Annotated in this window: 25 protein-coding genes; 13 read left to right on the top strand and 12 right to left on the bottom strand. The window is 42.4% G+C overall.

Annotated features, from left to right (window positions below):
• Positions 1–150: 150 nt before the first annotated feature.
• Positions 151–4,152 (bottom strand): S8 family serine peptidase, encoded by a 4,002-nt coding sequence (locus VB714_RS22675; RefSeq protein ID WP_323227009.1) that lies wholly within the window; start codon positions 4,150–4,152, stop codon positions 151–153.
• A 336-nt stretch (positions 4,153–4,488) separates the two neighbouring features.
• Here VB714_RS22675 and atpD point away from each other — a divergent pair, with 336 nt between their 5' ends.
• Together atpD and atpC are read left to right on the top strand one after the other, a co-directional pair.
• Positions 4,489–5,940 carry a F0F1 ATP synthase subunit beta gene (atpD, locus tag VB714_RS22670; RefSeq protein WP_323227007.1) on the top strand — a complete coding sequence of 484 codons (1,452 nt, stop codon included), beginning with the start codon at positions 4,489–4,491 and terminating at the stop codon, positions 5,938–5,940.
• Positions 5,941–6,026: 86 nt separating this feature from the next.
• Positions 6,027–6,443 carry an ATP synthase F1 subunit epsilon gene (atpC, locus tag VB714_RS22665; RefSeq protein ID WP_323227006.1) on the top strand — a complete coding sequence of 139 codons (417 nt, stop codon included), beginning with the start codon at positions 6,027–6,029 and terminating at the stop codon, positions 6,441–6,443.
• Positions 6,444–6,505: 62 nt separating this feature from the next.
• On the opposite strand, the gene VB714_RS22660 is transcribed toward atpC, so the two are convergent.
• Positions 6,506–6,808: a 30S ribosomal protein PSRP-3 gene (locus tag VB714_RS22660; RefSeq protein WP_204106671.1), complete on the bottom strand. Its 303-nt coding sequence runs from the start codon at positions 6,806–6,808 to the stop codon at positions 6,506–6,508.
• A gap of 110 nt (positions 6,809–6,918) precedes the next feature.
• On the opposite strand from VB714_RS22660, the gene VB714_RS22655 reads away from it, so the two are divergent.
• The 5 genes from VB714_RS22655 to VB714_RS22635 all read left to right on the top strand — a co-directional run bounded on the left by VB714_RS22655 (position 6,919) and on the right by VB714_RS22635 (position 12,784).
• Entirely contained in the window at positions 6,919–7,692 is a 774-nt protein-coding gene (locus VB714_RS22655) for a TIGR01548 family HAD-type hydrolase (protein ID WP_323227004.1), read from the top strand.
• Positions 7,693–7,813: 121 nt separating this feature from the next.
• Positions 7,814–8,968 carry a WD40 repeat domain-containing protein gene (locus VB714_RS22650; RefSeq protein WP_323227003.1) on the top strand — a complete coding sequence of 385 codons (1,155 nt, stop codon included), beginning with the start codon at positions 7,814–7,816 and terminating at the stop codon, positions 8,966–8,968.
• Between the two features lie 107 nt (positions 8,969–9,075).
• Positions 9,076–9,702 carry a TetR/AcrR family transcriptional regulator gene (locus VB714_RS22645; RefSeq protein WP_323227002.1) on the top strand — a complete coding sequence of 209 codons (627 nt, stop codon included), beginning with the start codon at positions 9,076–9,078 and terminating at the stop codon, positions 9,700–9,702.
• Positions 9,699–11,081, top strand: coding sequence for an HlyD family secretion protein (locus VB714_RS22640; protein ID WP_323227001.1), 1,383 nt, complete (start codon positions 9,699–9,701; stop codon positions 11,079–11,081). Before VB714_RS22645 ends, VB714_RS22640 begins: the two co-directional genes overlap by 4 nt.
• A 101-nt stretch (positions 11,082–11,182) precedes the next feature.
• Positions 11,183–12,784 carry a DHA2 family efflux MFS transporter permease subunit gene (locus tag VB714_RS22635; protein WP_323227000.1) on the top strand — a complete coding sequence of 534 codons (1,602 nt, stop codon included), beginning with the start codon at positions 11,183–11,185 and terminating at the stop codon, positions 12,782–12,784.
• 58 nt (positions 12,785–12,842) lie between these two features.
• On the opposite strand, the gene VB714_RS22630 is transcribed toward VB714_RS22635, so the two are convergent.
• Positions 12,843–14,345, bottom strand: coding sequence for a hypothetical protein (locus VB714_RS22630; protein WP_323226999.1), 1,503 nt, complete (start codon positions 14,343–14,345; stop codon positions 12,843–12,845).
• Positions 14,345–15,115: a hypothetical protein gene (locus VB714_RS22625; RefSeq protein ID WP_323226998.1), complete on the bottom strand. Its 771-nt coding sequence runs from the start codon at positions 15,113–15,115 to the stop codon at positions 14,345–14,347. The genes VB714_RS22630 and VB714_RS22625 overlap by 1 nt, the downstream gene beginning before the upstream one ends.
• Positions 15,116–15,571: 456 nt before the next feature.
• Between VB714_RS22625 and VB714_RS22620 the strand changes: the two genes are divergently transcribed.
• The 4 genes from VB714_RS22620 to VB714_RS22605 all read left to right on the top strand — a co-directional run bounded on the left by VB714_RS22620 (position 15,572) and on the right by VB714_RS22605 (position 18,458).
• A complete protein-coding gene (locus VB714_RS22620; protein ID WP_323226996.1) occupies positions 15,572–16,762 on the top strand; it encodes a DUF262 domain-containing protein in 1,191 nt (396 codons plus the stop codon).
• 15 nt (positions 16,763–16,777) lie between these two features.
• A complete protein-coding gene (locus VB714_RS22615; RefSeq protein WP_323226993.1) occupies positions 16,778–17,854 on the top strand; it encodes an MAE_28990/MAE_18760 family HEPN-like nuclease in 1,077 nt (358 codons plus the stop codon).
• Positions 17,855–17,964: 110 nt separating this feature from the next.
• Entirely contained in the window at positions 17,965–18,192 is a 228-nt protein-coding gene (locus tag VB714_RS22610; protein WP_204103800.1) for a hypothetical protein, read from the top strand.
• On the top strand, positions 18,189–18,458 hold the full coding sequence (locus VB714_RS22605; RefSeq protein ID WP_323226990.1) for a type II toxin-antitoxin system RelE/ParE family toxin: 270 nt from the start codon (positions 18,189–18,191) through the stop codon (positions 18,456–18,458). Before VB714_RS22610 ends, VB714_RS22605 begins: the two co-directional genes overlap by 4 nt.
• Positions 18,459–18,577: 119 nt before the next feature.
• Here the strand turns inward: VB714_RS22605 and VB714_RS22600 are convergent, their stop codons facing one another.
• Positions 18,578–19,912 carry a DUF2254 domain-containing protein gene (locus tag VB714_RS22600; RefSeq protein ID WP_323226988.1) on the bottom strand — a complete coding sequence of 445 codons (1,335 nt, stop codon included), beginning with the start codon at positions 19,910–19,912 and terminating at the stop codon, positions 18,578–18,580.
• Between the two features lie 114 nt (positions 19,913–20,026).
• Here VB714_RS22600 and VB714_RS22595 point away from each other — a divergent pair, with 114 nt between their 5' ends.
• Positions 20,027–20,488 carry a VOC family protein gene (locus VB714_RS22595; RefSeq protein WP_323226987.1) on the top strand — a complete coding sequence of 154 codons (462 nt, stop codon included), beginning with the start codon at positions 20,027–20,029 and terminating at the stop codon, positions 20,486–20,488.
• 281 nt (positions 20,489–20,769) lie between these two features.
• Here the strand turns inward: VB714_RS22595 and VB714_RS22590 are convergent, their stop codons facing one another.
• From VB714_RS22590 to VB714_RS22565, 6 genes are all read right to left on the bottom strand, one after another.
• A complete protein-coding gene (locus VB714_RS22590; RefSeq protein ID WP_323226986.1) occupies positions 20,770–21,957 on the bottom strand; it encodes a tyrosine-type recombinase/integrase in 1,188 nt (395 codons plus the stop codon).
• 39 nt (positions 21,958–21,996) lie between these two features.
• Positions 21,997–22,419, bottom strand: a complete 423-nt coding sequence (locus VB714_RS22585; protein ID WP_323226984.1) for a hypothetical protein — start codon at positions 22,417–22,419, stop codon at positions 21,997–21,999.
• A 101-nt stretch (positions 22,420–22,520) separates the two neighbouring features.
• Complete coding sequence (locus VB714_RS22580) at positions 22,521–22,913, bottom strand: hypothetical protein (protein WP_323226982.1); 393 nt, start codon at positions 22,911–22,913, stop codon at positions 22,521–22,523.
• Positions 22,903–23,118 carry a hypothetical protein gene (locus VB714_RS22575; RefSeq protein ID WP_323226981.1) on the bottom strand — a complete coding sequence of 72 codons (216 nt, stop codon included), beginning with the start codon at positions 23,116–23,118 and terminating at the stop codon, positions 22,903–22,905. The genes VB714_RS22580 and VB714_RS22575 overlap by 11 nt, the downstream gene beginning before the upstream one ends.
• Positions 23,119–23,166: 48 nt before the next feature.
• The gene (locus VB714_RS22570; RefSeq protein WP_323226979.1) at positions 23,167–23,484 is read right to left on the bottom strand and encodes a hypothetical protein; all 318 of its coding nucleotides are present in this window, start codon (positions 23,482–23,484) and stop codon (positions 23,167–23,169) included.
• 59 nt (positions 23,485–23,543) lie between these two features.
• Positions 23,544–23,711, bottom strand: coding sequence for a hypothetical protein (locus VB714_RS22565; RefSeq protein WP_323226977.1), 168 nt, complete (start codon positions 23,709–23,711; stop codon positions 23,544–23,546).
• A 191-nt stretch (positions 23,712–23,902) separates the two neighbouring features.
• On the opposite strand from VB714_RS22565, the gene VB714_RS22560 reads away from it, so the two are divergent.
• Positions 23,903–24,130 carry a helix-turn-helix transcriptional regulator gene (locus VB714_RS22560; protein ID WP_323226975.1) on the top strand — a complete coding sequence of 76 codons (228 nt, stop codon included), beginning with the start codon at positions 23,903–23,905 and terminating at the stop codon, positions 24,128–24,130.
• Here VB714_RS22560 and VB714_RS22555 read toward each other — a convergent pair.
• Positions 24,127–25,859, bottom strand: a 1,733-nt coding sequence (locus VB714_RS22555) for an AAA family ATPase (protein ID WP_323226973.1), incomplete at its 5' end; no start/stop codon positions are given. The genes VB714_RS22560 and VB714_RS22555 overlap by 4 nt on opposite strands.

The following is a 25,859-nucleotide window of genomic DNA, read 5'->3' as shown; positions in this document are numbered from 1 at the left end:
GGTGAAATCTCGAACATTTTGGGTGCATATCGGAAATGGGCATAAGCAATACGACCCTACCCCAACATTTATTTTTTACCCCTACAAAATCGCCCAATTCTATCATTTTACCGTAGGGGTGCAATGCTTGCGCCCATGAATGAAACTAAATCAGAATTGGATATAGTCTCTTGGGTTTTTGGCAACACCATTAACACGAATTTCAAAATGTAGGTGATTCCCACTAGAATTACCAGTGGTGCCTACATTACCGATTACCGTTCCGGCATTTACATAACTTCCCGCTTGAACATGGACACTAGATAAATGAGCATAGCGAGTTTCTGTTCCATCACCATGATCGATTTTGACATATTTTCCATAGCCAGCGTTCCAACCATTACCATTATAGGCAATAACAACTTTTCCACCTTTTGCAGCTTTTGCAGGAGGAGTTGTATATCCTGTCGATAAATCTATCCCTTTATGAGTGCCACTGATTCGCCTTGGAGTTCCAAATTCATTTAACGGATAAATTGCATACCAGCTACCAGCTAAAGGATTTTGCCAAATTCGAGAAGGTATCGGAGATCCCAAAGGAATTGCATTCAAATCGCGATCGGCTATAGTTTGAATAGCCCCCCAATTTAAACCCAAAGCATTGAAGGTTTCAGGATTGGGAATAAGACGACGATGGCCATTTTCCATAATATGAACTGCACCAGCCGAACCTTGCAATAAAGTTCCATTTCGACGTGATGGTAGTGGATCGCCTAACGCAATAAAGTTCAAATCGAGATCGGAAATATAGTTTTGAGGGGTAATACGTCCTCCCAAATAGCCTAATGTTTCAGGATCGGGAATATGACGGCGTTTAATACCATCAACAAAATAGACTTCTGGACCACTTCCTTTAACAATACTACCCGGACCACCTTCACCACCATAACCAATATTTGTCCATTTTTCATTGGGTAAAAACTTTGTACCATCAGAACGTCGGACAGTAACACCACCATCATTAGAAACGATCGCATCGGCTTTTCCATCTCCCGTTACATCTGAGAAGAAAATACCATGTTTGCCATTGTAGCCAATATTTGTCCAAGTTTCATTAGGTAAAAACTTTGTACCATCAGAACGTCGGACAGTAACGCCACTATCATTCACGACAATAGCATCAGCTTTCCCATCACCTGTTACATCAGCAAAGAATGTACCATATTTACCACCGTAGCCAATATTTGTCCACTTCTCATTAGGTAAAAACTTCGTACCATCAGAGCGTCGGACAGTAACGCCACCATCATTCACGACAATAGCATCAGCTTTTCCATCACCTGTTACATCAGCAAAGAACGTACCATATTTACCACCGTAACCAATATCAGTCCATTTTTCATTAGGTAAGAATTTAGTACCATCGGAACGTCGTATAAAAATCCCGCTATCTACGGAGACAATAGCATCAGCTTTTCCATCTCCCGTTACGTCAGAAAAGAAAATGCCATGTTTGCCATTGTAGCCAATATCCGTCCATTTTTGAGTTTCTCCAAATTCAGAACCATTAGATAGTTTGACATAGACTCCATCAAAGCTAGGATGAATATAATCGTTAACTCCAATAGCATCAGCTTTCCCATCGCCATTCACATCTGTAAAAAAGGTACGATGAGAACCAAAATAAGGCTCTTCTGTCCAAGTTTCATTCCCTAAAAACAGAGAACCATTAGACCGTCGTGTAGTTGTCCCCCAATTGTTAACAACTAAAGCATCTGCTAGGCTATTTCCCGTAACGTCGCTAAAATAAACTGAGTCAATTTTTCCCGTTACAGGTTGTTTACCATTAATAGGTTGTGGACCGTTATCCGGTTGAATGCTTGACCAAGAACGAACCTTGAGATTGTAGGGAGTTGTCCCATTGTTACTCTGAGAAGAAACTTGCACATAATATTGTCCTTGTTGGAGAAACTGAGTAATTGACTCTACATTAATTCCTTCTTTGGTAGACTCAAACAGAACTTCACCATCCCGAATCAGTTCGATATTAGCATCTGCACTCAAACCATCTAATTGAATATCGACATATTGCGATCGCTCCAAAGTAAAAGTATACACATCATTCCGATCTGAAACCCCAACAAAATCTGCGATCGCATCATTAGATTCTATGGATTTTGCCTTATCAACAGTGCCATTATTATCAGGATCGGGTAGAACAATACGATTATAAAACTTCTCAAAAACTTGCTTGAGAAGTTTCACAAAACCAGAACTGGTAGGATTACCAAAAATGCCCAAAAATGAACTCCAAGAAGGCAAAGAACCACCCCCAGAAGAACCCGAAGAAATGCCATTTGCAGCCCGTTCCATCGGTGTTACCTCACCTTCCCCACTCCAACTCAACGGCACATACTGCAACTCCTTCTCATACTCCTCCTCCTGTATCGACTTCGCCACCTGTACCGCAGCAGCCAGATTCAACAACCCCGCACCCGTTTCCAAATCCCAACCTACTTCACCTAAATCCGTCGCCGTCTCCTTCAAAATCTCAATCACCTGTCGATAATGTAACTCCGGATTTGCCGCCCAAACGCGAGAAATTGCCCCCGTGACTTGCGCCGTCGCCACCGATGTCCCGTGCATTCCCTCCACGCGATCGCCAACGGTAGATAAAATAGGCTTCTCTAAAGTACCCCCCTCAGCAACAAGATCCAACCCCTGCCCATAACTGGAATAATCCGCCCGTTCTGTGCCATCCGCAGCACCCACGGTAATGATATGATCGAACTGTTCTGAAGCCTGACCCAAAGCCGACATTACGCCTCCATCATTCCCCGCAGCAACCGCCACCAAAACATCATTTTGACGGGCATACTCTAAAGCCGCCATTTCCATAGGCGTAAACTCATAGCGGGTGCTAACATTGCCCTCTGCATCGATTTGCGTTAAATCCATGCTTAAATTAACAACAGCATTGGGTTGTCCCGACTCCCGCGCCGCATCTACGAATTCCACCAAAGACTCAGCCCATTTCCCCGAACCCACTGCACGCCCCACCCACAAAGGCGCATCGTCGTTAATGCCATCAATTCCCAGACCGTTATCTTGTGTCGCCCCAATAATCCCTAAAACATGGGTGCCGTGTTCGTTTCCTTCTCCCTCACTCAATAAAGGATTGTCGTCGCCGTCTACTAAATCCGAACCTAAAGTAATGCGAGAATAATCCAAGTCGGGATTATTCTCACTAAAACCCGTATCAATTACTCCAATCAAAGGCTGACTCTCATTTTCCACATCCTCCATCGTGATATAATCGATAATTTCTAAACCCTTTTCCGTCCCTCGCCAATCCAAATCCGGATCGATGAAATCGTCCAGATCTGGGGCATCTCCCGTTGCTCCCGTCACCCGAAAGATAAAATCGTTATAATCCTCATCCGACCCCCGATCCATCCGTATATCTTCCATAACAAAGGTATTTCCTGCCCCATCCACATCGGCAATTTGTCCCAAATGTAAGCCATCATCGGGGTTAGCCGTCGCTAAAGAAAATAAAGGCGTTTTTGAGCCGCCAATATCGGGATTTTCCATCACCTCTTCCACCGTCCCATTAGGAACTAACATTACGCCAAACTTCGTCCCCGCTTTCATTTGCAAGTTTTTGACCCCTTTATATTCTCCCTCGTTCCAATCTGTCTTTTCTCCCAAGGTGCCATCAAATAACGCTCCCTCAGTTTTGTCAGAAATCACAATATAGCCATCTTCCGTATTAGAAAAAGCTCGTTCCGCCGCCTCCGCGATAAATTCCTCAGAACCGGGTTCTAAATTCTCCATCCCCTCCAAACTAAAAATACCCAACTCACCTTTATACTTACCGCCATCAAAGAGAAACTCAACCCCCACTTCTCCCGACTCTCCCACGGTAAAGACTCCCGCATCAAATTGCGCGATCGCGGCAGAAGTTTCCCCGACACTGGGAGGAAGCGGCATCTCATCCCCCAAAGCATCCTCTATATCCGGGGTCTCGTCGCTATCAAAAGGATTGTCCAGGAAGGCACTGGGCGTTAAAATCGGTTCGAGGATAAACGCCTGAAAATAAGGCTCTGACGGTTCTTGGGATTGTTCGGAACGACGAAACAGATTCAATAGTAGATTAAGAACGAGCAACATAGTAGATCTCTCTGAAATTGATACTTCTATCTATCTCTCTGGAGCGATCGGGGATTTTTATGCAGGAAAAGAAAACTTGTTACAAAACTAAACATTGATGAGAATATGCGATCGCCACTCCCTCATGCCAAATGTTTCGTAAATCATAAATTTAGTGGGAGAGGGGGTCAGGGAATGATAATCTGTAGAATGGAAAATTTCACATTAGCTTAAGACTTTCCTGCAATCCAGTGCGATCGCGATCGGTTATTGCTCTTAATGCCATTGCCAAAAAATCGCATACCACTAAGGTGTCGGATTGTCAAGCATAACGAACTGTCAAAATAGCATTTAAGCATGGTAGCCACAACAGAACAAACCAACATTGGAAAAATCGTACAGGTCATCGGTCCCGTCATCGATGCTGAATTTCCGAGGGGAAAAATGCCGCAAATTTATACGGCTTTAAGAATTGAAGGCACAAACTCAGCCGGTAATACTGTCGCCGTGACCTGTGAAGTCCAACAACTTCTTGGTGATAATCAAGTCCGCGCTGTTGCGATGAGTGGAACGGATGGACTGGTACGAGGCATGGATGTCATCGATACGAACGCCCCCATTACTGTTCCCGTTGGCAAAGTAACCCTCGGTCGCATCTTCAATGTTTTGGGAGAACCCGTTGATAATAAAGGGGATGTCGGTGCCTCAGAGACTTCTTCCATTCATCGTTTTGCGCCTAAACTCACGGAACTGGAAATCAAACCAACAGTATTTGAAACTGGGATTAAGGTCATTGACCTTCTGACTCCTTACCGTCGTGGCGGCAAAATTGGTCTATTTGGCGGTGCAGGTGTAGGCAAAACCGTCATTATGATGGAGTTGATCAACAATATTGCCATTAACCACGGAGGAGTTTCCGTATTTGCTGGTGTAGGAGAACGAACTCGTGAAGGAAACGATCTCTACAATGAAATGATCGAATCCAAGGTTATCGACTCAAATAATCTCAACGAGTCCAAAATTGCCTTGGTTTACGGTCAGATGAACGAACCCCCCGGCGCTCGGATGCGGGTAGGTTTATCGGCTTTGACGATGGCGGAATATTTCCGCGATGTCAACAAGCAAGATGTATTGCTCTTTATTGACAATATTTTCCGGTTCGTGCAAGCAGGTGCGGAAGTTTCGGCACTCCTCGGACGGATGCCTTCTGCGGTAGGATATCAGCCGACGTTGGGAACCGATATGGGAGATTTGCAAGAGCGCATTACCTCTACTAAGGAAGGTTCGATCACTTCAATTCAAGCGGTTTACGTGCCTGCGGATGATTTAACCGACCCCGCACCAGCAACAACTTTTGCTCACTTGGATGGAACGACGGTACTTTCTCGAGGTTTGGCTTCTAAGGGGATTTATCCGGCGGTAGATCCCCTCGATTCAACCTCTACGATGTTACAACCGAGTATTGTTGGTGACGAGCATTACAATACGGCTCGTGCGGTACAAGCGACCTTACAGCGTTACAAAGAATTGCAAGATATTATTGCTATTCTCGGGTTGGACGAACTTTCTGAAGACGATCGCCTCGCTGTCGATCGCGCTCGTAAGATCGAACGTTTCTTGTCTCAGCCTTTCTTTGTGGCTGAGGTCTTTACCGGCTCTCCAGGGAAATATGTGACTTTAGAGGACACAATTAAGGGTTTCAAAATGATTCTTAATGGTGAGTTGGACGATCTCCCCGAACAGGCATTTTACTTGGTCGGTGATATTGAGGAAGCGAAGGCTGAAGCCGAAAAAATGAAAAAAGATTAATTTCAGTGATTCGGTTATCAGTTATCGGTAACTGGTAACTGATAACCGATGGCTGGTTTTCAGAAAGAACAAGGAATTAAAAAACAATGACATTAAATGTTCGCGTTATTTCTCCCGATAAGACGGTTTGGGATGATACGTGTCAAGAGATTATTTTACCGAGCAGCACGGGACAGTTAGGGATTTTGAGCGGCCATGCTCCTCTTTTAACGGCTCTAGATGTTGGGGTGATGCGGGTACGTCCAGAGAAAGATTGGCAGGCGATCGCGCTCTTTGGTGGCTTTGCAGAAGTTGAAGAGAATACGGTGACAATTCTGGTCAACGGCGCTCAACGAGGAGATAGTATCGATCTCGAACAAGCAAAGGCTGACTATGAAGGAGCGATCGCCGCTCTCAATAAAGTTGCTGAGGGCGATCGGCAGGGTAAAATTCAGGCGGAACAAGCCTTGAAGCGGACGCGATCGCTGTTTCAAGCCGCAGGAGGCATGGTTAAAGATAATTAAGTCTAAACCAAAGCGGGACGGAGAAAATTTCTCCGTCCCGTACATTTGTCCCAAAGGTATTTTTAATTACTACCTGTAAAAACAACTTCTGGAAATTTGTCTTGAGCTTTGTTCATGGGGGTGCGCTTGCCTTCTTCTTGCCAGTAGTTAATCACTTCCGTGGCTTTATTGAGAAGTTCGATACGCTCGGTTTCACCGATCCAATGTTTGGCTTCTAATTCGGTTTTAAGTTCTTCCCAAGCATCCGTGCGCGGCCAGAAAAAATACTTGGTTAAAGGACTGGTTCCTTTCCCGACAATTTGATCGACAGCGATCGCCACATTTGCATCCAACCACAGGATCTTTAAGATAAATCTAGGTTCTATTTCCAATGACACCTCCTATTTGCGTCTCAGACGAGTTAAAAAATAAATCGACAATTTACTATTATATCTTAGATTTAGGATAGCAATAAAATAAATAAAATAAAATAATTATGATTATTGTTTTTGATATTGATGGTGTAGTGCGAGATGTGGGTAATTCTTATCGTCGCGCCCTTGCGGATACGGTGGAGGAGTTTACCCTAGGGGGATATCGTCCCACTCCCGAAGACATCGATCGCCTCAAATCTGAGGGAATTTGGAATAATGACTGGGAAGGCTCCCAAGAGTTAATTTATCGTTATTTTGAGTCCCAAGGCAAAATACGGGACGAAATTGAGTTGAATTACGCGGCGATCGTTGAGTTTTTCCAATCTCGCTATCGCGGTACAGACGGTGAAAATTTCAATGGGTATATTACCACAGAACCGCTATTATTGCAAGCAAAATATTTAGAAACTTTAAGCGAAAATGGGATAGCCTGGGGCTTTTTTAGCGGTGCTACCCGAGGTTCGGCGGAATATGTTTTAAGCGGGCGTTTGGGGTTAGAAAATCCGGTTTTAATTGCGATGGAAGATGCACCGGGAAAGCCAGATCCAACGGGTCTTTTTGAGACTGTGAAGCAGTTAGAAATAAAGCACAATTTGGCAGCAAATTCCCCTGTATTTTATGCGGGGGATACAGTGGCAGATATGTATACAGTAGAGAAAGCCAAGGCATTACAACCGCGAAGAACTTGGATCGGAATTGGTATTTTACCCCCTCATGTTCAATCTAGTCCAGAACGAAAAGAAAGTTATGCAGAACAGTTAAAACAAGCAGGCGCTACAATTGTTTTGGGGAATGTGCAAGAATTGAATTCCGAGAGGGTGCATCAGTTAATATAGAAGAAGACAAAAGGAGTCTGAAAGGGTGCATCTTAGATTTTTCGAGCTTAGAGGAGTTATCTAATTGGTTGGAAAACCGCGATTAATCTTCCCCTGATATTGTTATTGAGTTTAATTAGTCATGAAAGTTTTTCTATTTTTATCAGTTTTATGGATTGCTTCTTTTTCTACAATTATTCCTGTTTTTGCTGATGATGCGATCGCGCCGGAAATTGAAGATATCTACGAGTTTAACCAAGAAGAAGAAGAAACAATTCCTCTTACAGACAAATCAATTATTAAACAATGGCTTAATGTCGATACCTTGCATATTTTAGAAGGACATAATGCTCCGATTATGTCCTTAGCATTTAGTCCCGATAGTCAGACTTTAGCCAGTGGAGGAAGTGAAAATGATGGCAGTATTTATGTTTGGAATGTTGATTCTGGACGGAGGATAAGGCGCAACCGCATTCAAAATGGAAGAGTTACAGCGATCGCGATCGCCGCAGAAGGAGAACTTATTGTTAGTAGTAGCGATGTTGCAGGAGTTTCCTTATGGGAATGGCAAAACCGCAATCGAAAAACAAACAAACTCTGGATTTTAGGACATCAAAATAATATTCTTTCCCTCGCTATTACCCCCGATAGTCAAGTCTTAATTAGCGGCGGTTTGGATGGGATTCGCGTTTGGGATTTACGCACCATGAAACCGCTTTATAACCTGGTACGTTTTGAATTAATTAATGCTTTAGCAATTCATCCCAACGGTTATATTTTAGCCAGTGGCGGACAGGATGGAACGATTAAATTATGGAATTTAAGAACGGGAGAAGTTTCCACTACAATTGATGCTCATACTGAAACAATTGATTCTTTAGCCTTTACCCCCGATGGAGAAATTCTGATTTCTGGGAGTCACGATCGCACAATCAAACTTTGGCGATCGGCAACGGGTCAGTTATTAAATACCTTAGCAGGACATACAGGGAATATTAATGCGATCGCAGTGCATCCCAGTGGTACTTTCTTTGCCAGTGGAAGTCGAGATGGGATTCGACTTTGGAATGTAGAAACGGGGGAACTTATTAACGCTTTTACGGGACATCCAGACTGGATTGAAGCCTTAGCTTTTAGTCCGGATGGTGCAGTATTAGCCAGTGGTGGATTTGACGATCGCATTAAACTTTGGCATCCTGTCTCCCCAGAATTAATTAACTACGACTCACAGGAAGTGCGATCGCAATACAGCAAACCCTTTAGCTTTAGTGCGATCGCCGTTCAACTAAACAATTAAGGGAGTTGTGCATCATTCCGATTGGGAAGAAATGCCAGATTCAGGTTAAGAAAGTGGCAGTTGCTAGGATTTGTAACTAAAATGCAAGTAAGCACTTACATTTATTGATGAAGCCAGTACACAGCAAAACCCGTAAAACTAAAGATCGTCTACTAAAGGCAGCGATCGCCGTATTTTCTGCAAAGGGGATTGTGGGCGCAACAACCCGTGAGATTGCCCGTCTCGCGGAGGTGAACGAGGTCACGCTATTTCGTCATTTCCAAAGCAAGGATCAGTTATTGGGGGCAGTGGCAGAACATATCACAGCGCTGAGTGCAGAAGCCTTAGCTCATCAAGATGAATGGACGCAGGATATTCAGATCGATCTCCTCAACTATGCCCGTTTGTATGACCAAATGCTGGAGGAATACGAGGCTCTGATTCGGATGTTTATTGGGGAAGCTCAACGACATCCACAGGAATCTTTGCAAGTGTTGCAGCAATATTTTCTGCCCTTACGGGAAAAACTGATTGCTTATTTACAGCATTGTTTGGAGCGAGATTTGGTGCGTGCTGATATTGATTTATCCCTCGCAGTGGATCAGTTGACGGGGATGTTGTTGGCTGGGATGTTGCGCCGCCATGTGATGTTGATCGATCGCAATTATAGCCGCGATCGCTATGTTCAAGATTGTGTGAATTTGTTTGTGCAGGGCATTTGTCCCATTCGTGAAAATTCTTTGAAATTGTTATGACTCAAACTCAAGCACGAGAAGATGCGGTAAATCCCAAATCAGAGTTACCTCAGTTAGAGACTTTAGACTCCGAGGTTTCCTCTGTTGCAACCGATGAGGTGGGGACCCAAACGGCGGCAAGTGATGCAACCGATCGAGACATTGTGAAATCAGGTAAACCTTATGGGCGAATCCTGTTGTGGGTGCTGGGATTATTGCTGCTGGCGATGGGGGGATATTGGGGCGATCGCTGGTGGAAATTTCAGCAAACCCATGTCACGACGGAAAATGCCGAAATTCGTGGCTATGTTTCGCCCATTTCGGCGGAGATTCCAGCAACCGTTCAAGAAATTTTGGTGAAAGCAGGCGACTCGGTTAAAGCGGGACAAGTTTTGCTGAGATTGGAAGACAAGGATTTGCAGTTGAAGATACAAGAGGCGGAAGCGGCATTAGTGAATGCTCAGGCTCAGTTAGCTGGTGCGCGGGATACCGTGGAAGTGACGCGCCAAATTAATCCCACCCAAGTTGGGCGATCGCAAGCCAACCTAGCCGCGAGTCAATCGGGGATTCAGGAGGCACAGGCACAGATCCTGAAATTGCAGGCACAGATTAAAACCAAGCAAGCTGCCGTAAACCAAGTACAAACAGAGGTTACTCGTACCCAAGCAGACTTTCAACGCTATAAATTTTTGTATGACGAGGGGGCAGTTTCAGCACAACAATTCGACTTAGCGCAGGCAGCCTATAACAATGCTCAGGCGGGTTTAGCGGCGGCAACGCAAGGGGTAGCTCAAGCTCAGGCTGAATTAGCGAGTGGGCAAGCGCAACTCCGAACGAGTATGGCGCAAGTGAATGCGGCGAAAGGACAGGTGGCGGAAACTCGGGTTTCGGGGCAAAACATTATCGTGCAACAGGATCGGCAAAAACAGGCTCAGGCTCAGGTGCAACAGGCGATCGCCACCCTTGCATTAGCCCGCCAGCAACTCACCTATCTCGAAATTAAAGCACCTGTAAGTGGTTATGTCGGTCAGTTAACCGCCCAACTCGGACAAAAAGCGCAGGCAGGACAACCTTTACTCTCGATTGTGCCACTGCAAACCGATCGGATTTATGTGGAAGCGAATTTTAAGGAAACAGCCTTGGCTAAACTGCGGGTAGGCGAAAAGGCAGAAATTGAGGTGGATGCCTATCCCAATGAAACTTTTCCGGCGACGGTTACGGCGATTAGTCCCGCCACGGGATCGAGTTACGCGCTCATTGCTCCTGATAATGCGACGGGCAATTTCAACAAAGTAGTGCAGTGGGTTCCAGTGCGTTTGGTCTTCGATGCAGACGCAGATCCTCAACATAAACTGCGACTGGGTTTAAATGTGACGGCGATCGTCGAAACGTCTAATTGAAAGCAAAAGGAAAAAGATTCAAAGCCCCCAGTTTTTAAGGGGGTTTGGGGGGATCTCATTCACCCTCGCTATAGACGAGTTAAGTTCTTTTTGGGGATTTTATGGCAAATACTAATGCTGCATCCGCCTCAAGGTTAAAGCAGGATCTGACGGCTGATTATGTGCAGGGTCCTCTCAAGTGGGCGATCGCCGTAACTGCTTCCTTGGGGGCAATTTTAGAGGTGATTGATACCAGTATCGTCAATGTGGCGTTAACGGATATTCAGGCAACTTTGGGGGCGACGGTTAGTGAAGTGGGTTGGGTGGTCACGGGTTATGCGATCGCCAATGTGGTGCTGATTCCGTTATCGGCATGGTTAGGCGATTTTTTTGGCAAGAAATCCTATTTTGTCTTTTCGCTGGTGGGCTTTACCCTCGCCTCGGTGCTGTGTGGTTTTGCGGTAAATCTGTCCATGTTGGTAATCTCCCGAATTCTGCAAGGGTTGTGTGGTGGTGGTTTACTCGCCAAAGCCCAAACAATTTTATTTGAAACGTTTCCGCCAGAGGAACAGGGGCTTGCTCAGGCAGTATTTGGCGTAGGGGTGATTGCGGGGCCGGCGATCGGTCCAACTTTGGGAGGCTATTTAACCGATACATTAGGCTGGCGTTGGATTTTCTTTATTAACTTGCCCGTGGGTATCCTTGCCGTCGTGATGGCGCTGCTATTTTTACGTCCAGATATAAAAGGGCGATCGCAGCAGCAACAACCCGTCGATTGGTGGGGCATTGCCTTACTCGTGATTGCCGTCGGCAGTTTACAAGCTTTACTGGAAGAAGGCGAAAAGGAAGATTGGTTTGAATCCAACCAGATCGTAATATTGGCAATATTGGCAGTGGTGGGCTTAGTGCTGTTTATTATTCGCGAATTGAAAGTGCGATCGCCCGCCGTAGATTTACGAGTATTGCGTCACCGTTCCCTTGCCGCCGGAAGTATTTACTCTGGTATTCTCGGTATGGGCTTATACGGAACATTATTTGCCCTTCCCCTGTTTACCCAAGGCGTGCTGCACTTTTCTGCCACCCAAACAGGTTTGCTCCTTGCACCGGGAGCATTAGCTTCGGCAATCATGATGGTTGTGCTGGGCAAAATATCCTCAAAAGTAGACGCACGAATTCTAATCGGCTTAGGGGCGATCGGTTTATCTGCCGTAATGTTCAACCTTGCCAACATCACCCCACAAACAGGCACAGACGACTTATTTTTACCGTTAGTCTGGCGTGGAGCCGTTACAGTCTTGATGTTTTTGCCCCTCAGTATAGCAACCTTGGGCGGTTTACCCAAACAAGATATTCCCGCAGGTTCTGGCTTTTATAATCTAACCCGTCAGTTGGGCGGCAGTATCGGCATCGCGATTCTTTCCACCTTACTCGTCAAAAGAGAAGCCTTTCATCGCGCTATTTTATTATCACAATTGACTGCTTACGATCCCCAAACAGTACAACGGCTAGAGTTATTGAGAGGCGTACTTCAAAGCCAAGGTTCCGATGTCGGTATGGCGCAACAACAAGCCTTAATAACCCTCGATCGTGCCGTCAATCTGCAATCAGCAATCCTTTCCTACGCTGATATTTTTCGTTTTGTGGGGGTTGTATTTCTCTGTTCGTTGCCCCTTTTACTCTTTTTAGGTAAGGGTAAAGCTAAGGTGAAAAATTCTGTTCACTAAAGCCTAAAAATCACGACTCATTAGGACTGGCGATCGCCACTTACAATGACAGAAATATCTACATCCAAACAGCTTGAGCAACAGTACTACGAATTCTCTTTAAAGTTCCCTCCCCTATTCCACCCAATTTTAATAAAGCCTCATCTCTAGCTTCTGCTAATTCAGCAACAGTATTATAGTTGGCAGATTTTAGGATTTCAACTTTATCTTCTGTGAGTCCATAAGGATAAGCCTTAGATTTTTTTAGGACGCTAATATCACTATTTAAAATTAGCATTTCACCCCGCCCAAGTAATTCTGGTGGTTGAATCCGAAACAATTCACTTGTTTTATGCAATTCTAAAGGTTCATTTTTCTCGTTTTTCTCATTTAACCATCCAATGTAAATTTCATTAGTAACTCTAGCTCCAGGAATTTTTTCCAATAAAGTGCAAAGATTTAAACTATATCTTGTTCCTCTTCCTCTTGATTTCATTGCTCGTGAAACATCTCGAATTGAAATAAATCCAGTATACTCCAGTATTTCTAGTGGCTTTGATAGACGTTGTACGATCTCTCTTAAAATGAGTACATTCTGTTTTTTCTGTCTGCCCGCCTCCTCAAATATCGATTCCGCAATTTCGATCGCGGGATCAATCATTGGGTCGTAAATACCAAGTTTGGGCTTAAGCTCATCAATCAACGGCCAATAGTAATTACTCGCAAGGTCTATCAGCGTCTTGGTAATATAAGTCAAACTAACTTTGTTGTCTCCACAGTTAGCTGAAAGACTATTCCAAGCAAACAAGAATCCCCTCATATTTCCAAGTACAGCACGCCCTATAAATCCAGCAACATTTTCTAAAGTCTGTTGACCAGAGAAAGATTCTTCGGGAAGCTGATGTAAGAACCTTTTTCTAACAATCTCAGCAAAGTTCTTGTTATATCCCTCTAGCTCGTCATTTCTTGAAACATCGATCACAGTAGCATCATTATAGACATCAAATCTTGTACCAAATTTAGTAACTCCAGGGTAAATAGCTGCTTTACACGATATTGTACTATTCGATAAAGTCCGAAATATATCAAAAAACTCATGAAGTGGTGCTTCCCGACCAATATGAGCTGCATCATCAAATAAAATAACAATTCTCTTCCCAGACGCACTGGATAAACCAGATAACTCCTTCTGAAGTGATGTTATGTTTGGTAAAGCCTCAAACTCCAATGGATCTTCTGATTTGATAATTGTCTTATTTACGGCATCAATTATTAACTGGCACAACATTTTTTCATATTTCTCACCTTCACTTCTAAGTAGTTCAAGATGACGGAGGCTGATATATATCCCGAATGCAACGCTTGTATTGTTTTCAGGATACATTCTTTTTGATGCTTCTATCATTAGTGCGCTTTTACCACTGCCGCGTGCGCCTTTTAATAGAACTGGCCCATGAGCAATCAAATTAGAAATAAAACGCTGCTCTTGTTTTGAGAAATAATGGAATTGCTCAAACTCTTCAGGCGAACAATCTTCTGCGGCTAAGATCAGTGACGTATTTTCATAAATATAATTAACCATTAGAAAACTCCTATTTCTTGAATTTCTCTGTAAGCGGCGATCGCATCTGACATATTGAGTTTATTGAAAGTGTGACTAACCACATTAACAAATAGACCAAGTGTAGCGATATTACGAACAGTTTTTTCCATTAGAGATTTGGTAGTTGGTAAATCTAAAGCCGATCTTAAGGGGATTAACAGTTCATGATGTATTCCTTTAGAAAGTTCAGAGTATGAGCTTGAAAACTCTCGAAGAGTCTCATTGTAAAACTGTTCAAACTCTTTCTTTTTAAGACGCGCAATCCAATCGTCGCCACTGACATCCGCGATGGAATCCTTTAGTTTATCAAAATTAGGAAACCATATCAATTTTTTGTAGTAATCTCCGAGCAATGCTCTAGTAGGGTTTTGTAACGACTTATCAGCCCAAAGATCAGTAACTCTATCCGCTAAAACATCACCTTGCCAACGAATAGAAGACTTATTCGGTTTGTCTTTAGAATAATCATGCTGGTTTTGGTATTCTCTAATTACCAGAACTCTAAAAGGATCTAGTCTAGCAATCATGGCTGTACATCCCAATTCAAGTATACTTCTCCCTAAAAATGGGGCAAATAGTGAGATTTGGTTAGGACTTGGTGATTCTTGTGTTAAAAGTGCTACAAGCTCTTCAACAACATTATCAATTGAAGTGGATAAATGATTTAGTACTTCATCAACAGATCCTCCATCAGAAACTAAGTTTCCGCAGAGTAATTTTGCTAACGCCGACTGTGTATTTGCAGTCATTTTAGTTTGCTATACATAATAATCAGATAATCAGTAAGTTCCTTTTGCTAAAGACGGTACAGGCTAAGTGCGATCGCCGATCTTGTAGGGTGCGTTCCCTAGTGCAACTTCTTCTACTCAGCCGATAGATTGTTGGGAACGCACCATTCTCATAAATATCTTGGAGTAAGCGATCGCCTCCTCCAATCTTATCACCACAAAAAGCGATCGCCTAATAATCACAACTCACAGGAATAGCGATCGCCTTTAGAAGATAGATTGTTGATGCGATCGCACTTCGTCAGAGAAAGCGATCGCAGAAACTCGACGAATTAGCCAAAAACAGAGTTATAATTCTCCTACAAGATCGGCGATCGAACTTGAGTCGGCACGCAGCAACCCATAATAATCGCACTTAACCCAAGCCGCTAGTTGTCGCGCACTCATTGATCTCATAATTAACAAGGAAGAATAAATATGATTACAAATAGCCATTTAATTTCAGGTGAAACATTTATTTCTCAAAATAGACCAGATGTAACTCACAACTTTTCGCCAGATAATAAAATTAACGAAAAATACAAAAAGGGAGAGATAAGAATTGTAACAGAACAAGCTCGTTATCCACTTGATAGTATAGAAGCTATGCTTGACAGTGCAAAATATATCCGAAATCCTGAATACCAACGTCGTAAAAGATGGAACAATACTCGAAAATCTCGTTTAATAGAATCATTCATAATGAATGTACCTATTCCACCTATTTTTTTGTATGAAATAGACTATTCTATTTATGAAGTAATGGATGGACAACAAAGACTGACAGCTATATATGATTTTTATAAAGGAAAATTTGAGCTAGAAGGATTAGAGTATTGGCAGGAACTTAACGGGCGAAATTATCAAAATTTACCTGAGCAAGTTCAAAAAGGTATAGATAGACGATATTTGTCTTCTATTATTTTATTGCAAGAAACAGCTAAAAGTAAAGAAGAAGCTGAATATCTCAAACAGATAGTTTTTGAAAGATTGAATAGTGGAGGAGAGAAGCTAACTGCACAAGAAACAAGAAATGCTTTACAAAATGGTAAATTTAACCAATTATGTATAAAACTTTCTCAAAATGAATATTTTCGTAAAATGTGGAACTTACCTTTAGAAAGTGAAGGAGAAGAAAAATTACTTGAAAGTGAATCTTATCGCAAAATGGAAGATGTAGAATTAGTTTTGCGATTCTTTGCTTATCGTCATATAGATAATTTAAAATCTCCAGTGGATAAATTTTTAGATGAGTATTTAAAACAAGCAAATAACTATTCTAAGGAAACAATTGACAATCTTGAAAATATTTTCCAAGACACTATTCAGTTGATTTATTCTATCTTAGGAGATTCAGCTTTTATTCCTCCAAAAGAAGAGCGTAATAGAAAAACACCATTAAAAACTATTTATGATCCAATAATGCAGGTGTTTGCAAATAATATTCTCTATAAGGAAAATCTACTCAGAAATAAAGCTGACATTAAAAGTAATCTATATTCAAATAAAGAATTGCTATATATCGAAGAAGAAAATAATAAATCCCTTTTTGATGGTAGATACAATAACAAAAAGGATGTAGAAGCACGCATGAAGTATTTTCATAATTTCCTACAAGACTATATTTGATTATTGATAGAAATTATGAATATACAATCATTGGAAAACTTCAAAAGAGAATTAAATCAAATTAAAGAATATTTAAAACACCTTGAATATGTAAACAAGGTAACTGCTTATTCTATTCCAGAAGGTGATAATGAAAAAATCAGTGAATTACAAATTAGTAAATTACTGAATACTCTAAAAGATCACGACAGAAGTTTTAGAACAGATAAACGAATATTTGAATATAAAGCTTCTATTATTTCACTCTATGGACTGCTAGAAAAATATGTAGAAATATGGATTAAAGAATATCTTGATTCTCTATCTAAAGTAGTACCTGAATATAATCAAGTGGATAAAAGGATTAGAGATAATCATTTTGAACTTTCTTTAAAATTAATAAATACTATTACAACTAGGGAAAGTGCTAAATATCAGCATCTTACAAAAGAGGAAGTATTAAATAAGCTAAATGAATGTATCGTTAATCCTAGCAACTATCAAATTAATACAGAAGCGTTTGTTCTTTTATCAGGTAATTTAAAACATGATAAAATTGTAGAGCTATTCAAATATTTAAACTTAGATTTGAACAATGAATTATTAAGTAATGATGAACTTAATAATGAAATTGGCTTAGATAAAAATACTATTTCTCAGACAAATAAAGATGATCTATATAATAAAATTAATGACTTAGTGGAAAGAAGAAACCAAATCGCTCATGGTTCGGAAGTTTTAAATATTTTAGGTATTTCTGCGTTAGAACCTTATATTCAATTTCTAGAGAAATATTGTCAAGCCATTTTTAAAATATTAGTTGAACAAATTATCAAGCAAGAATCAATACATACTTTTCAAAAAATAGAAAACGTGATTAAAGTATATGATAGTAAAATATTAGTATTTGAGATTAACAATTATACAATAAAAGTCGGAGATGTGCTGATAATTGAAACGCAAGAAAATAGATTTTATAAAAAGCCTATTTTGACAATCCAATTAGATAGAAAGGATTATCAAGAACTTTCAATTACAGAAAAAACAAATATTGGTATTAGCGTTGAGCCTAAAATAAAAGATAATCAAACGTTTTACATAGTCAAAAAATAGGGCGATCGCTCTTAGTTGAGGTGGGTTAAGTTAGATCGCCTAAAAATCACGACTCGCAGGAATGGCGATATAATTTAGAGAAAGATTGTGTAAAAAAGGAAAAAATAGCCGTGAGTCAAGCAGAAATTACAGATTCTTTGCTAACTAGCACAGGTTTCTATAACCTCTTTCAAACCTTACCACCAGAAATCCGACAAGGCTTTCTACAACTTTTATTTCAAAATAATTCCTCTGAATTAGAAGACTTTATTCTTTATTTAGCTTGTGAAAATTCTCGAAAAGAAGGATTTTTATCTGAATTAGAGTCTCAATCTCTCTTGGAGAGTTTGCCTCAATGAAATATCAAATTGCAAAACGTTTCAAAAAAGATTTAGATAGAATTAACGACCAAAAAATTCTCTCAAAAGTCAGAAAATGTATTGAAGCAATTGGAATTTCTCAATCACTATCCGAAATCCCCGATCTTGAAGCACTGAAAGGCTTCTCAGGATATTATCGCATTAAATTTGACTACAGTTATCGTATTGGAATTTTTTGGGATGGCGAAGTTATCGAAATTCTCAAAATAGAGAGTCGAGAAGGATTTTACAAAAATTTCCCGTAGAAATAATGCGATCGCCTAATAATCACAACTCACAGGAATAGCGATCGCCTTTAGAAGATAGATTGTTAATGCGATCGCCCCATAAATCACAACTCATAGTAATAGCGATCGCCTATTGATTAAACTTGACCGATCGCCTTCACCGCAGCCAGATACCGCTCCTTCACATTTTCGTAGTCCAACTCCTCCGCAATTCCTTCCTGGCTACCGCGTTCAATCATATCCGCATGACGCTGTAGGGTGGTTCGGTCTGGTGTTCGGTGAATAAAGGGCGCGATCGCCGCGATCGCCTCTAACAACCGCATCGTCACCGCAACACTCGACTTTCCATACTGCCGAATCTGGTTGAAAGCAGCATCCGTCGCATCTGCAAACGAGATCGGTTCAGCGATGATCCGAAGCTGGTTGTGGTCATCGTAGTGATAGGGAGAAGGAATTTCTCTTTCGGCTAAATGACAAAGGGCAGCACTCAATTGATCGATGCAGCGAATAGCAGTAAACGGATCGTTAATGCCTGGAGAAAGGGCGCGTACCGCAATCTCAACCAGTTGGTCAATGGGAAACTCCACATCTTGCTGCTCTGTGCGCTGTGAACCGAGAACAAAAGCATCATTGATCTGGGCTATAAGTTTTTTGTTTAACTTTTTTTCAGGAAATATCTGTACAATTTCACTTCCTTGCACCACAAAACGACCAGGGCGCTGCTGAACCCGTAATAACAGATTATTCTCTGTCGCAATCCGCATCAGTTGATTGTCATCAATGCCTTGAATGTAGCCACCGGAGATCGTCTTAATGGGACAGGAAAAGTCCTCGAAGTCGGCAGGAATAGCGGCTAGGCTCTCCTCCTCTCCATGCTTTGATGTACCTCGTCCAATTTTTTCAGGAAAAAGCCGATCGATCGCAACATCAAGATCGTCTCCCACCTGTTTAATCACCCGATCGACCTGAATCGATGAGGCTGAATGATGAATAAAGTAAATCAATACACCAACACTGGCGATCGCCAAACCAATGCCGATGGTCACTGCCAGATGGGGGACAAACTCATCTTTTTCTACCCCATTAATCGTTCGCAGCACCATCAAGCTATACACAAAAGTGGAAATGAAAGTTCCCAGTACAATTTGGTTGCCCGTGTCTTGCATGAAGTTACGCAGCAAGCGCGGTCCAAACTGAGAAGAGGCTAACTGAAGTGCTACGATCGTAATAGAAAAGGCAGTGGTGGCAACAGTCACCATTGAACCCGCGATCGCCGAAAGAATGGCGCGCGAACCACTAGGCCCTAGAGAATAAGCCCAGTCTATTTTTTCGACGATATTGGCTGCTTGTCTCTGGTCAATCCAGATGGTAATAAAAGAAAGTGCGATCGCCAGCACCACCATCAGGCTTGGCACAAACCAGAAACTAGAATGTAATGAGTCCCACAGTTTAGCTAACTTAGCGTATTTCATTGATATTACGTAATAATTATTTTTATAGGTATTTGTCCTGTAATCTGCAAGATATACAGATAGTTATACCGCCAAACCAACGTCACATCCAATAACCCAATCTTCACCAGCGATATGCCTTCATTGAAAAAATGCGAGTTCGTTCCTTATCTGAGCATCTCCGACACCACAAAGGCTGTCGCGTTTTACACCAACGTTTTTGGCGTTGCTCCGTACCTGTTGCTTAAAATGCCTGACGGACGTATCATGCACTGTGAGTTTCGCATTGGGCTGTCGCGATTCTTCCTCAGTGAAGAACTGCCGGAACATGGTGGCACGCCAAGTCCAACGAGTCTTGGTGCTACAAGCGTTGCGATTCATCTGTACGTCGATAACTGCGATAAAATGGTCGAAACCATGAAAGACAATGGTTCGACAGTCTTAATGGAACCCACTGATGTGTTCTGGGGTGAGCGATTTGCGCGTGTCCGTGACCCATTCGGCCACGAATGGGGAATTACAACTCAACTCCGTGAAATGTCGCCTGACGAAATTCAGGTTGCAGCCAAACAAATGTTTGCTGAAATGTCTGAGTAGATTGCGATATCTTGTTGCGCCAAAATTTATCTATCTAAACTTGAACTAACGGCTGATTATTTATAATTGCCATTACTTTTAAGGAGGGGGATAGAGAGAATGGGCGGTACTGGACTCGAACCAGTGACATCCTGCTTGTAAGGCAGCCTCCTAGCTTTTCTGTACCTCTGGCTGTATTCCTTGCACCTCAAGCCTTTTGACTTTCCTTTTTTACGAAAATTCTCTTCTTTCTTCAAGCAAGGACAGACAGGGGACAGAATTTGACGACGATCGCGACTGGATTAGTAAAGGTTAGGCATCTTTGCGGGGTCCATCTCTTTTAGTCCGGTATAGCGTTTGATGACCGTCTCAACTTTGTCTCCTATCAGCCCTGCGATCTTAACTAAAGAGACTTCTGCCTCATGGTGCATATTAGTGACATAACTGTGACGCAAGCAATAAGGTTTTAGATATTTGCGAATCAGTCCATTTCGTACCAAAGCCTCTAAGATCGGTTGCCATTGTCTCTCTCGAAAATTGCCATGATCCAAATAGCCTCCTTTATATCCAGGGAAAATTAATCTATTTTGATTGGATTTTTTGTAATTATTTTCTAATATTTTGATTAGTGATGAAGAAAGTGCGATGGTGCGGATTTTATAGTTTTTTGTATGAGGAAGCAATATTCCTTTTGTATATGCCTTATCTATTTTTACTTTACATTCGCAGCGATCGCTACTCCATATAAGATTTGCCCAAGAAAGAGCTAATGCTTCTTCAGGACGGCATCCTGTGTGTGCAAGGAAGGCTACATAAGGATAGTAGAAGCTATGAGTAAACGCGCTTCTGTCTGAGTTGTAGCGATCGTCTCGAAATGCCTCTAGAATGAATCTCACTTCGTGGGGTTCAAACCATTCTATCGAGGGTTTTGGTTCTGGCGGTAGTTGTTTCTTGAGTTTTTTATCTTCCCCGGTATAGAGAGTAATAGCAGCATTCAGGAATTGAAAATTTCTGTGAGTTGTGGACAATGCTCTAATTTTCAAGACCGCCGCTCCAAGATATTCTATCTCAGATAGTTTCAATTGTTTTGGTGACAGAATATCCAATAATCTATCAATTTCTCGCCATTGAAAAACTTGGGTAGTTTTAGCACTTTTGTATTTTTTGGCTTCTTTGTAGTGTTCCCAAATTTCTTTTAAATCAGGTTCTTTTCTTTGTTCGATGAAGTTAGCTCTTGTTGCGTGATCGGGGTCATATTTCTGTAAAGTAGTATCGAATCTATCAAAGGCGAGGTCGCCATTGATAGTATCTGCTAGAGCTTTTGCTGCTTCTAATGCCTTTTGTGTGATTCCTCCCTTGATAGTTAAAGAATAATATTTATAGTTATGAACAATCCGCAAACGAATCGAACCTTTCCTTTTTGAAAAAGCAACTCTCCCTTTTTTGTAAAACTTGCCATCTTTATGTTCAAGCAAGGTAGAAATTTTCACGACTTTTGAGGGACAGAATAGGGACAGAATGATTACAATTTATTTTTTGTTATCAGAAGAACCGAGAACGGCATCAAGGAGTTCGGTCAACTGTTGCCCAGGTTTCTTTTTGAACTTCAGATAAACCCGGTAGTCATTCTGTTTGGGCGGTCGGCACACATACGGCTCAGATTGCTCTATAAAGTCCAGTTCGGTATGTTGTTCGAGAAGATAACGGAGAAAGCGGGCGATCGCTATTGATTCTTCTCTCGTTCCTGTCCAGACTCGAATCATTAATAAATCGGTTGGTGGGTAAGAGGGAATGGCTTGGTAGTTTTCCCATTTTCCGACCTTAGAATCCCAAACATGATGATGTTCGTTGAGGAATTGATAGAGTGCGTTTTGGTCATCCCAGTCGCCACGAAAGTTTAATTCTGTAGCTATAGTTCGTGCTGCGTTGTACTTTTGGGTTTTTCTTGCCATTGTTCTTTTCCTGTTATTAATTGATACTGAAAAATCTCACGATCGCATAATGCGATCGCGAGATAATTGTTAGTCGTGACTATCGATAGCCTCCTTGGTGATCATCCGTTATTTTCCAGTTCGCGATATTCATCGAGCAAAGAATCTCTGAAAAATCCTAAAATCTTTGCTAATTCATACTGGGAGCAATTGCGAAAACTCTCGATTTCTTTGTCGAAGTAAGAAATGCTTCTGGAAATAAAGGGTTTTTCATCGCATTGAAAAAGCGCCCTTAATACATCGACAGAAATCTTAGCAAACAGGAGCGTGCTAATCGAATAGATGAAGAATTCTTTTGCGTTGGTTGGTAATTCTTCTAAATAATCGCCCCAGGTATCGGCAAACAATTGAGTTGTTGCGTTGTCGCAGTAATAGGAAATAGGTTTCATTTGAGAAAGTAGTAAGAAAGCGGTGCAGGACGCACCGCAGGACAACAAAGTTAAATTATTCGGCACTGATTTCGATTTCGTGACGGATATTATCAATGCGGTTTTCATCGAACAGTTCTTCGATAAAAATTTCGCTGTCTTGGGAAAGGTTTTCGCCTTCCCAAATCTCGTCAACGATCGCCGGGTCAGAGAGGTCTAACTTTTTCGCCAATTCCTCTTTAGAATCGACTTCAAGATGAAAGGTTTGAGTCCGCTTAAATTCGACAAGCATGGTTTCTCCTATTGAAAAAGATGGAGGGGTTAACCTCCATCGGTGGGTTTATCGGAACAGTTTTTCGAGGGTTTCTCGGGCTTCTACGTCTACGGTTTTACCTTGCTCTTCCAGGCAAACTTGAACGATTCGCATGGCTTGAGATTTGGTCAGGTGTCCGTGCTTGTAAGCGTCGAGAGCGTCCATCGCAACGTCGGGTCCGGTGTGGCAGGGATTGAAAAATTGACTCAATCCTTCCATGGCTTCGGGATTGGAGAGAACGGAGACAACCAAATCGGTAAAGATTGTTGTCATCGCTCCCGCCGGAGTAGAATTTCCGGCTGTCCCGACGATCGCCTTAAGGATGTCTTTGATTTCAGTGGTCATTGTGTTAGATTCCAAGTGTGTTTTTTGATTCGCGCTCGTATTGCTACGAGCGCGGTTTTTTAGCTGTTGGCACGATCCAAAGCAGCGCAGGCTTGTTCGTAGTCCTTGAGGGCTTGGAGGTATTCTTGGGTGACTCCCTCCTGTTCCTTCAAGGATTGAACTTTCTCGTAAGCCGCCGTGCGCTTTTGGGTCAGTTCCCAAACTTTGTCCGATGAAAGACCGCTCATATCGAAACTCCTTTGTTATTTGGTTTTCAAGGTTCGTATCTGCCCGTGTTGGTTGACTTCAGGCTTGCGGTTTCGGGCTTCCGTTTCCTATGTCACTATCTTAGCGCTAACTTTCTCATAGTGTCAAGTATTCAGCGCGAAGAATTTAGCGCTACAATGGTGCTATGAATTAACTCATGGGAGAAATCTATATGTCTAAAGTCGCTGAACTGCGAAAGCAGAAAAAACTTACTCAGCGTGAATTAGCCGATTTGATTGGTGTTGACCCTTCTACAATTCGCAACTGGGAGCGAGATAGGGGAGGGGTAGATACTTTTGTCAAGGTGGCTAAGTTGTGCGAGGCGCTAGAATGCAATCCTTTTGACCTGTACGATGCTCAAGAGATTGGTATTGACGAGGACAGCGAGGAAACTAACTAACGCTTAAACTCATCCAGATCGAGCCAAACAGGGGCAACCAGCCCCTCATGGCTCACCTCAAGGCGAATCCTGTCCCCCTTCTCCTTGAAGCGTTTAACCGTAAATAAAGGGTTGTAGTGGGAAACTTTTTTCATCCCCTTGTTCTCCCCAGCGTAAGAAATCCGGCTTCCGGCCTTAACCAAACTCTTTGCCCAATGTCGGGCCTCATCGCCATTTGACCAGCGAACCCGCACTTGCTGCTCTTGGTCCGGACCAACCCCCAAAACTTCCCCGATTCCTAGGTTTAGGTTCGATCCCACCGCCACAACGCGATCGCCAACAACAAAATGAAGATCATCGAGGGATTTGTCATCGATGACAAAATCAGATTGAATTTCGCGAGAGGGATTGTTAAAAGCCTCAATTCTGGACCGTTCCTCCGGAGACAGACGAGCAACGGCCAATCCCAGCAGATCATCGCTAACCCCTGAAATTTCCATTGTCTGCAAAGCAACACTGACGATCGCCTCATAGTCTTCCAGGTCTTTGCAAAGTTCAAGCATTTCCGCGATCGCGGCGATATCCTCCTCTTGTGCCAGTTGAGGAGAACTGTCACAACGATCCTCGATGCGATCGTCAAGGATCATCACTTTCTCATCAAGAATCCCATCAACAGAACCCTTGCTATCACTGGGTTTGTCTGGTTTGATGATCCGATGATCCTCATTGTCTGGAATTTTTTCTAGAAAATTTTCTGAAATTTCCGCGATCGCTCGATCATCAACAAGCGAATCCGTTGCCACGTCTGGTTTTCGGTGATGGGATTCTTGTTGAGAAAGTGATGATCCTCCGATGAGATTGAGAAGATTTTTCGGGTTGCCAATAAAGTAAAGATTGGCCAATTTCCCTGGACGCTCTTTTCGTCCGATCTCTCCCGTTCCAGCCAACTCCCCAACACATTTGCGAATCGTGTCGTAATTGGCGTGAAGTCCTTCAGCGATCGAGCGGGCAGAGAAGACTTTGTTTAAATTTCTCTTGAGAAAATGTTTGATTGTGGTTTTCCAATCGCTATTTAAGTCAATCCCGACTCTGCTGCTAATTTCCTCCACGACCGTCCAGTAATTGCGATCGCCGGAGTCATCATCGGCATGAAGTCGAATCCGATAGGAACCCGGAGAGCGAACCCGAGATTTAGTAAATGAGGCGATTCTCATGCAATTATCACTGGAGTCCTTGTCATAGTCGAGCTTGATGACTTGAGAAACTGCAGCCTGAATTGCTGAGGAGCCGCGAACACTGCCATCGCCTTTACTGGCATGATGCAGCAAGAGAATGTGGGTATTTGTTATGGCCGCAATTTTGTTTAGTCGAAGAATGGGAATTGCATATTGAACGCTGTTCTCGTCAATAGTTGAAAATTTTGAAGCGGAGGAGAGAGAGTCAATCATTACCCAGTCATAGTCTCCATCCAGAATCTCTTTATACAATTGGGGCAAGTATTCCATGCTCCAATCGGTCTTTATCTTCACATCCATCTCGTCAGTGAATCCCCGAGCAGTGAGATGCCCAATCATGTCTGATTCAGTTTCGTCAGTTTGAACAATCAATCCTTTTGTTCTTTTTGGAACGGAAAATTCGTTCCAATCAAGTCCTGTTAACAAGTGATAAACAAAATCATATCCAAGTAACGTTTTGCCCGTCCCCCCTGGGGCATATAACAAAGTAGTAGACCCGTTTGGTAGCCAGCCAT

Source organism: Spirulina sp. 06S082 (genome assembly GCF_034932145.1).
In the GTDB taxonomy this organism is placed as follows: domain Bacteria; phylum Cyanobacteriota; class Cyanobacteriia; order Cyanobacteriales; family Spirulinaceae; genus CCY15215.
Note: the sequence above shows the minus strand (reverse complement) of the source record. Positions and strands in the feature narration are given on the sequence as shown.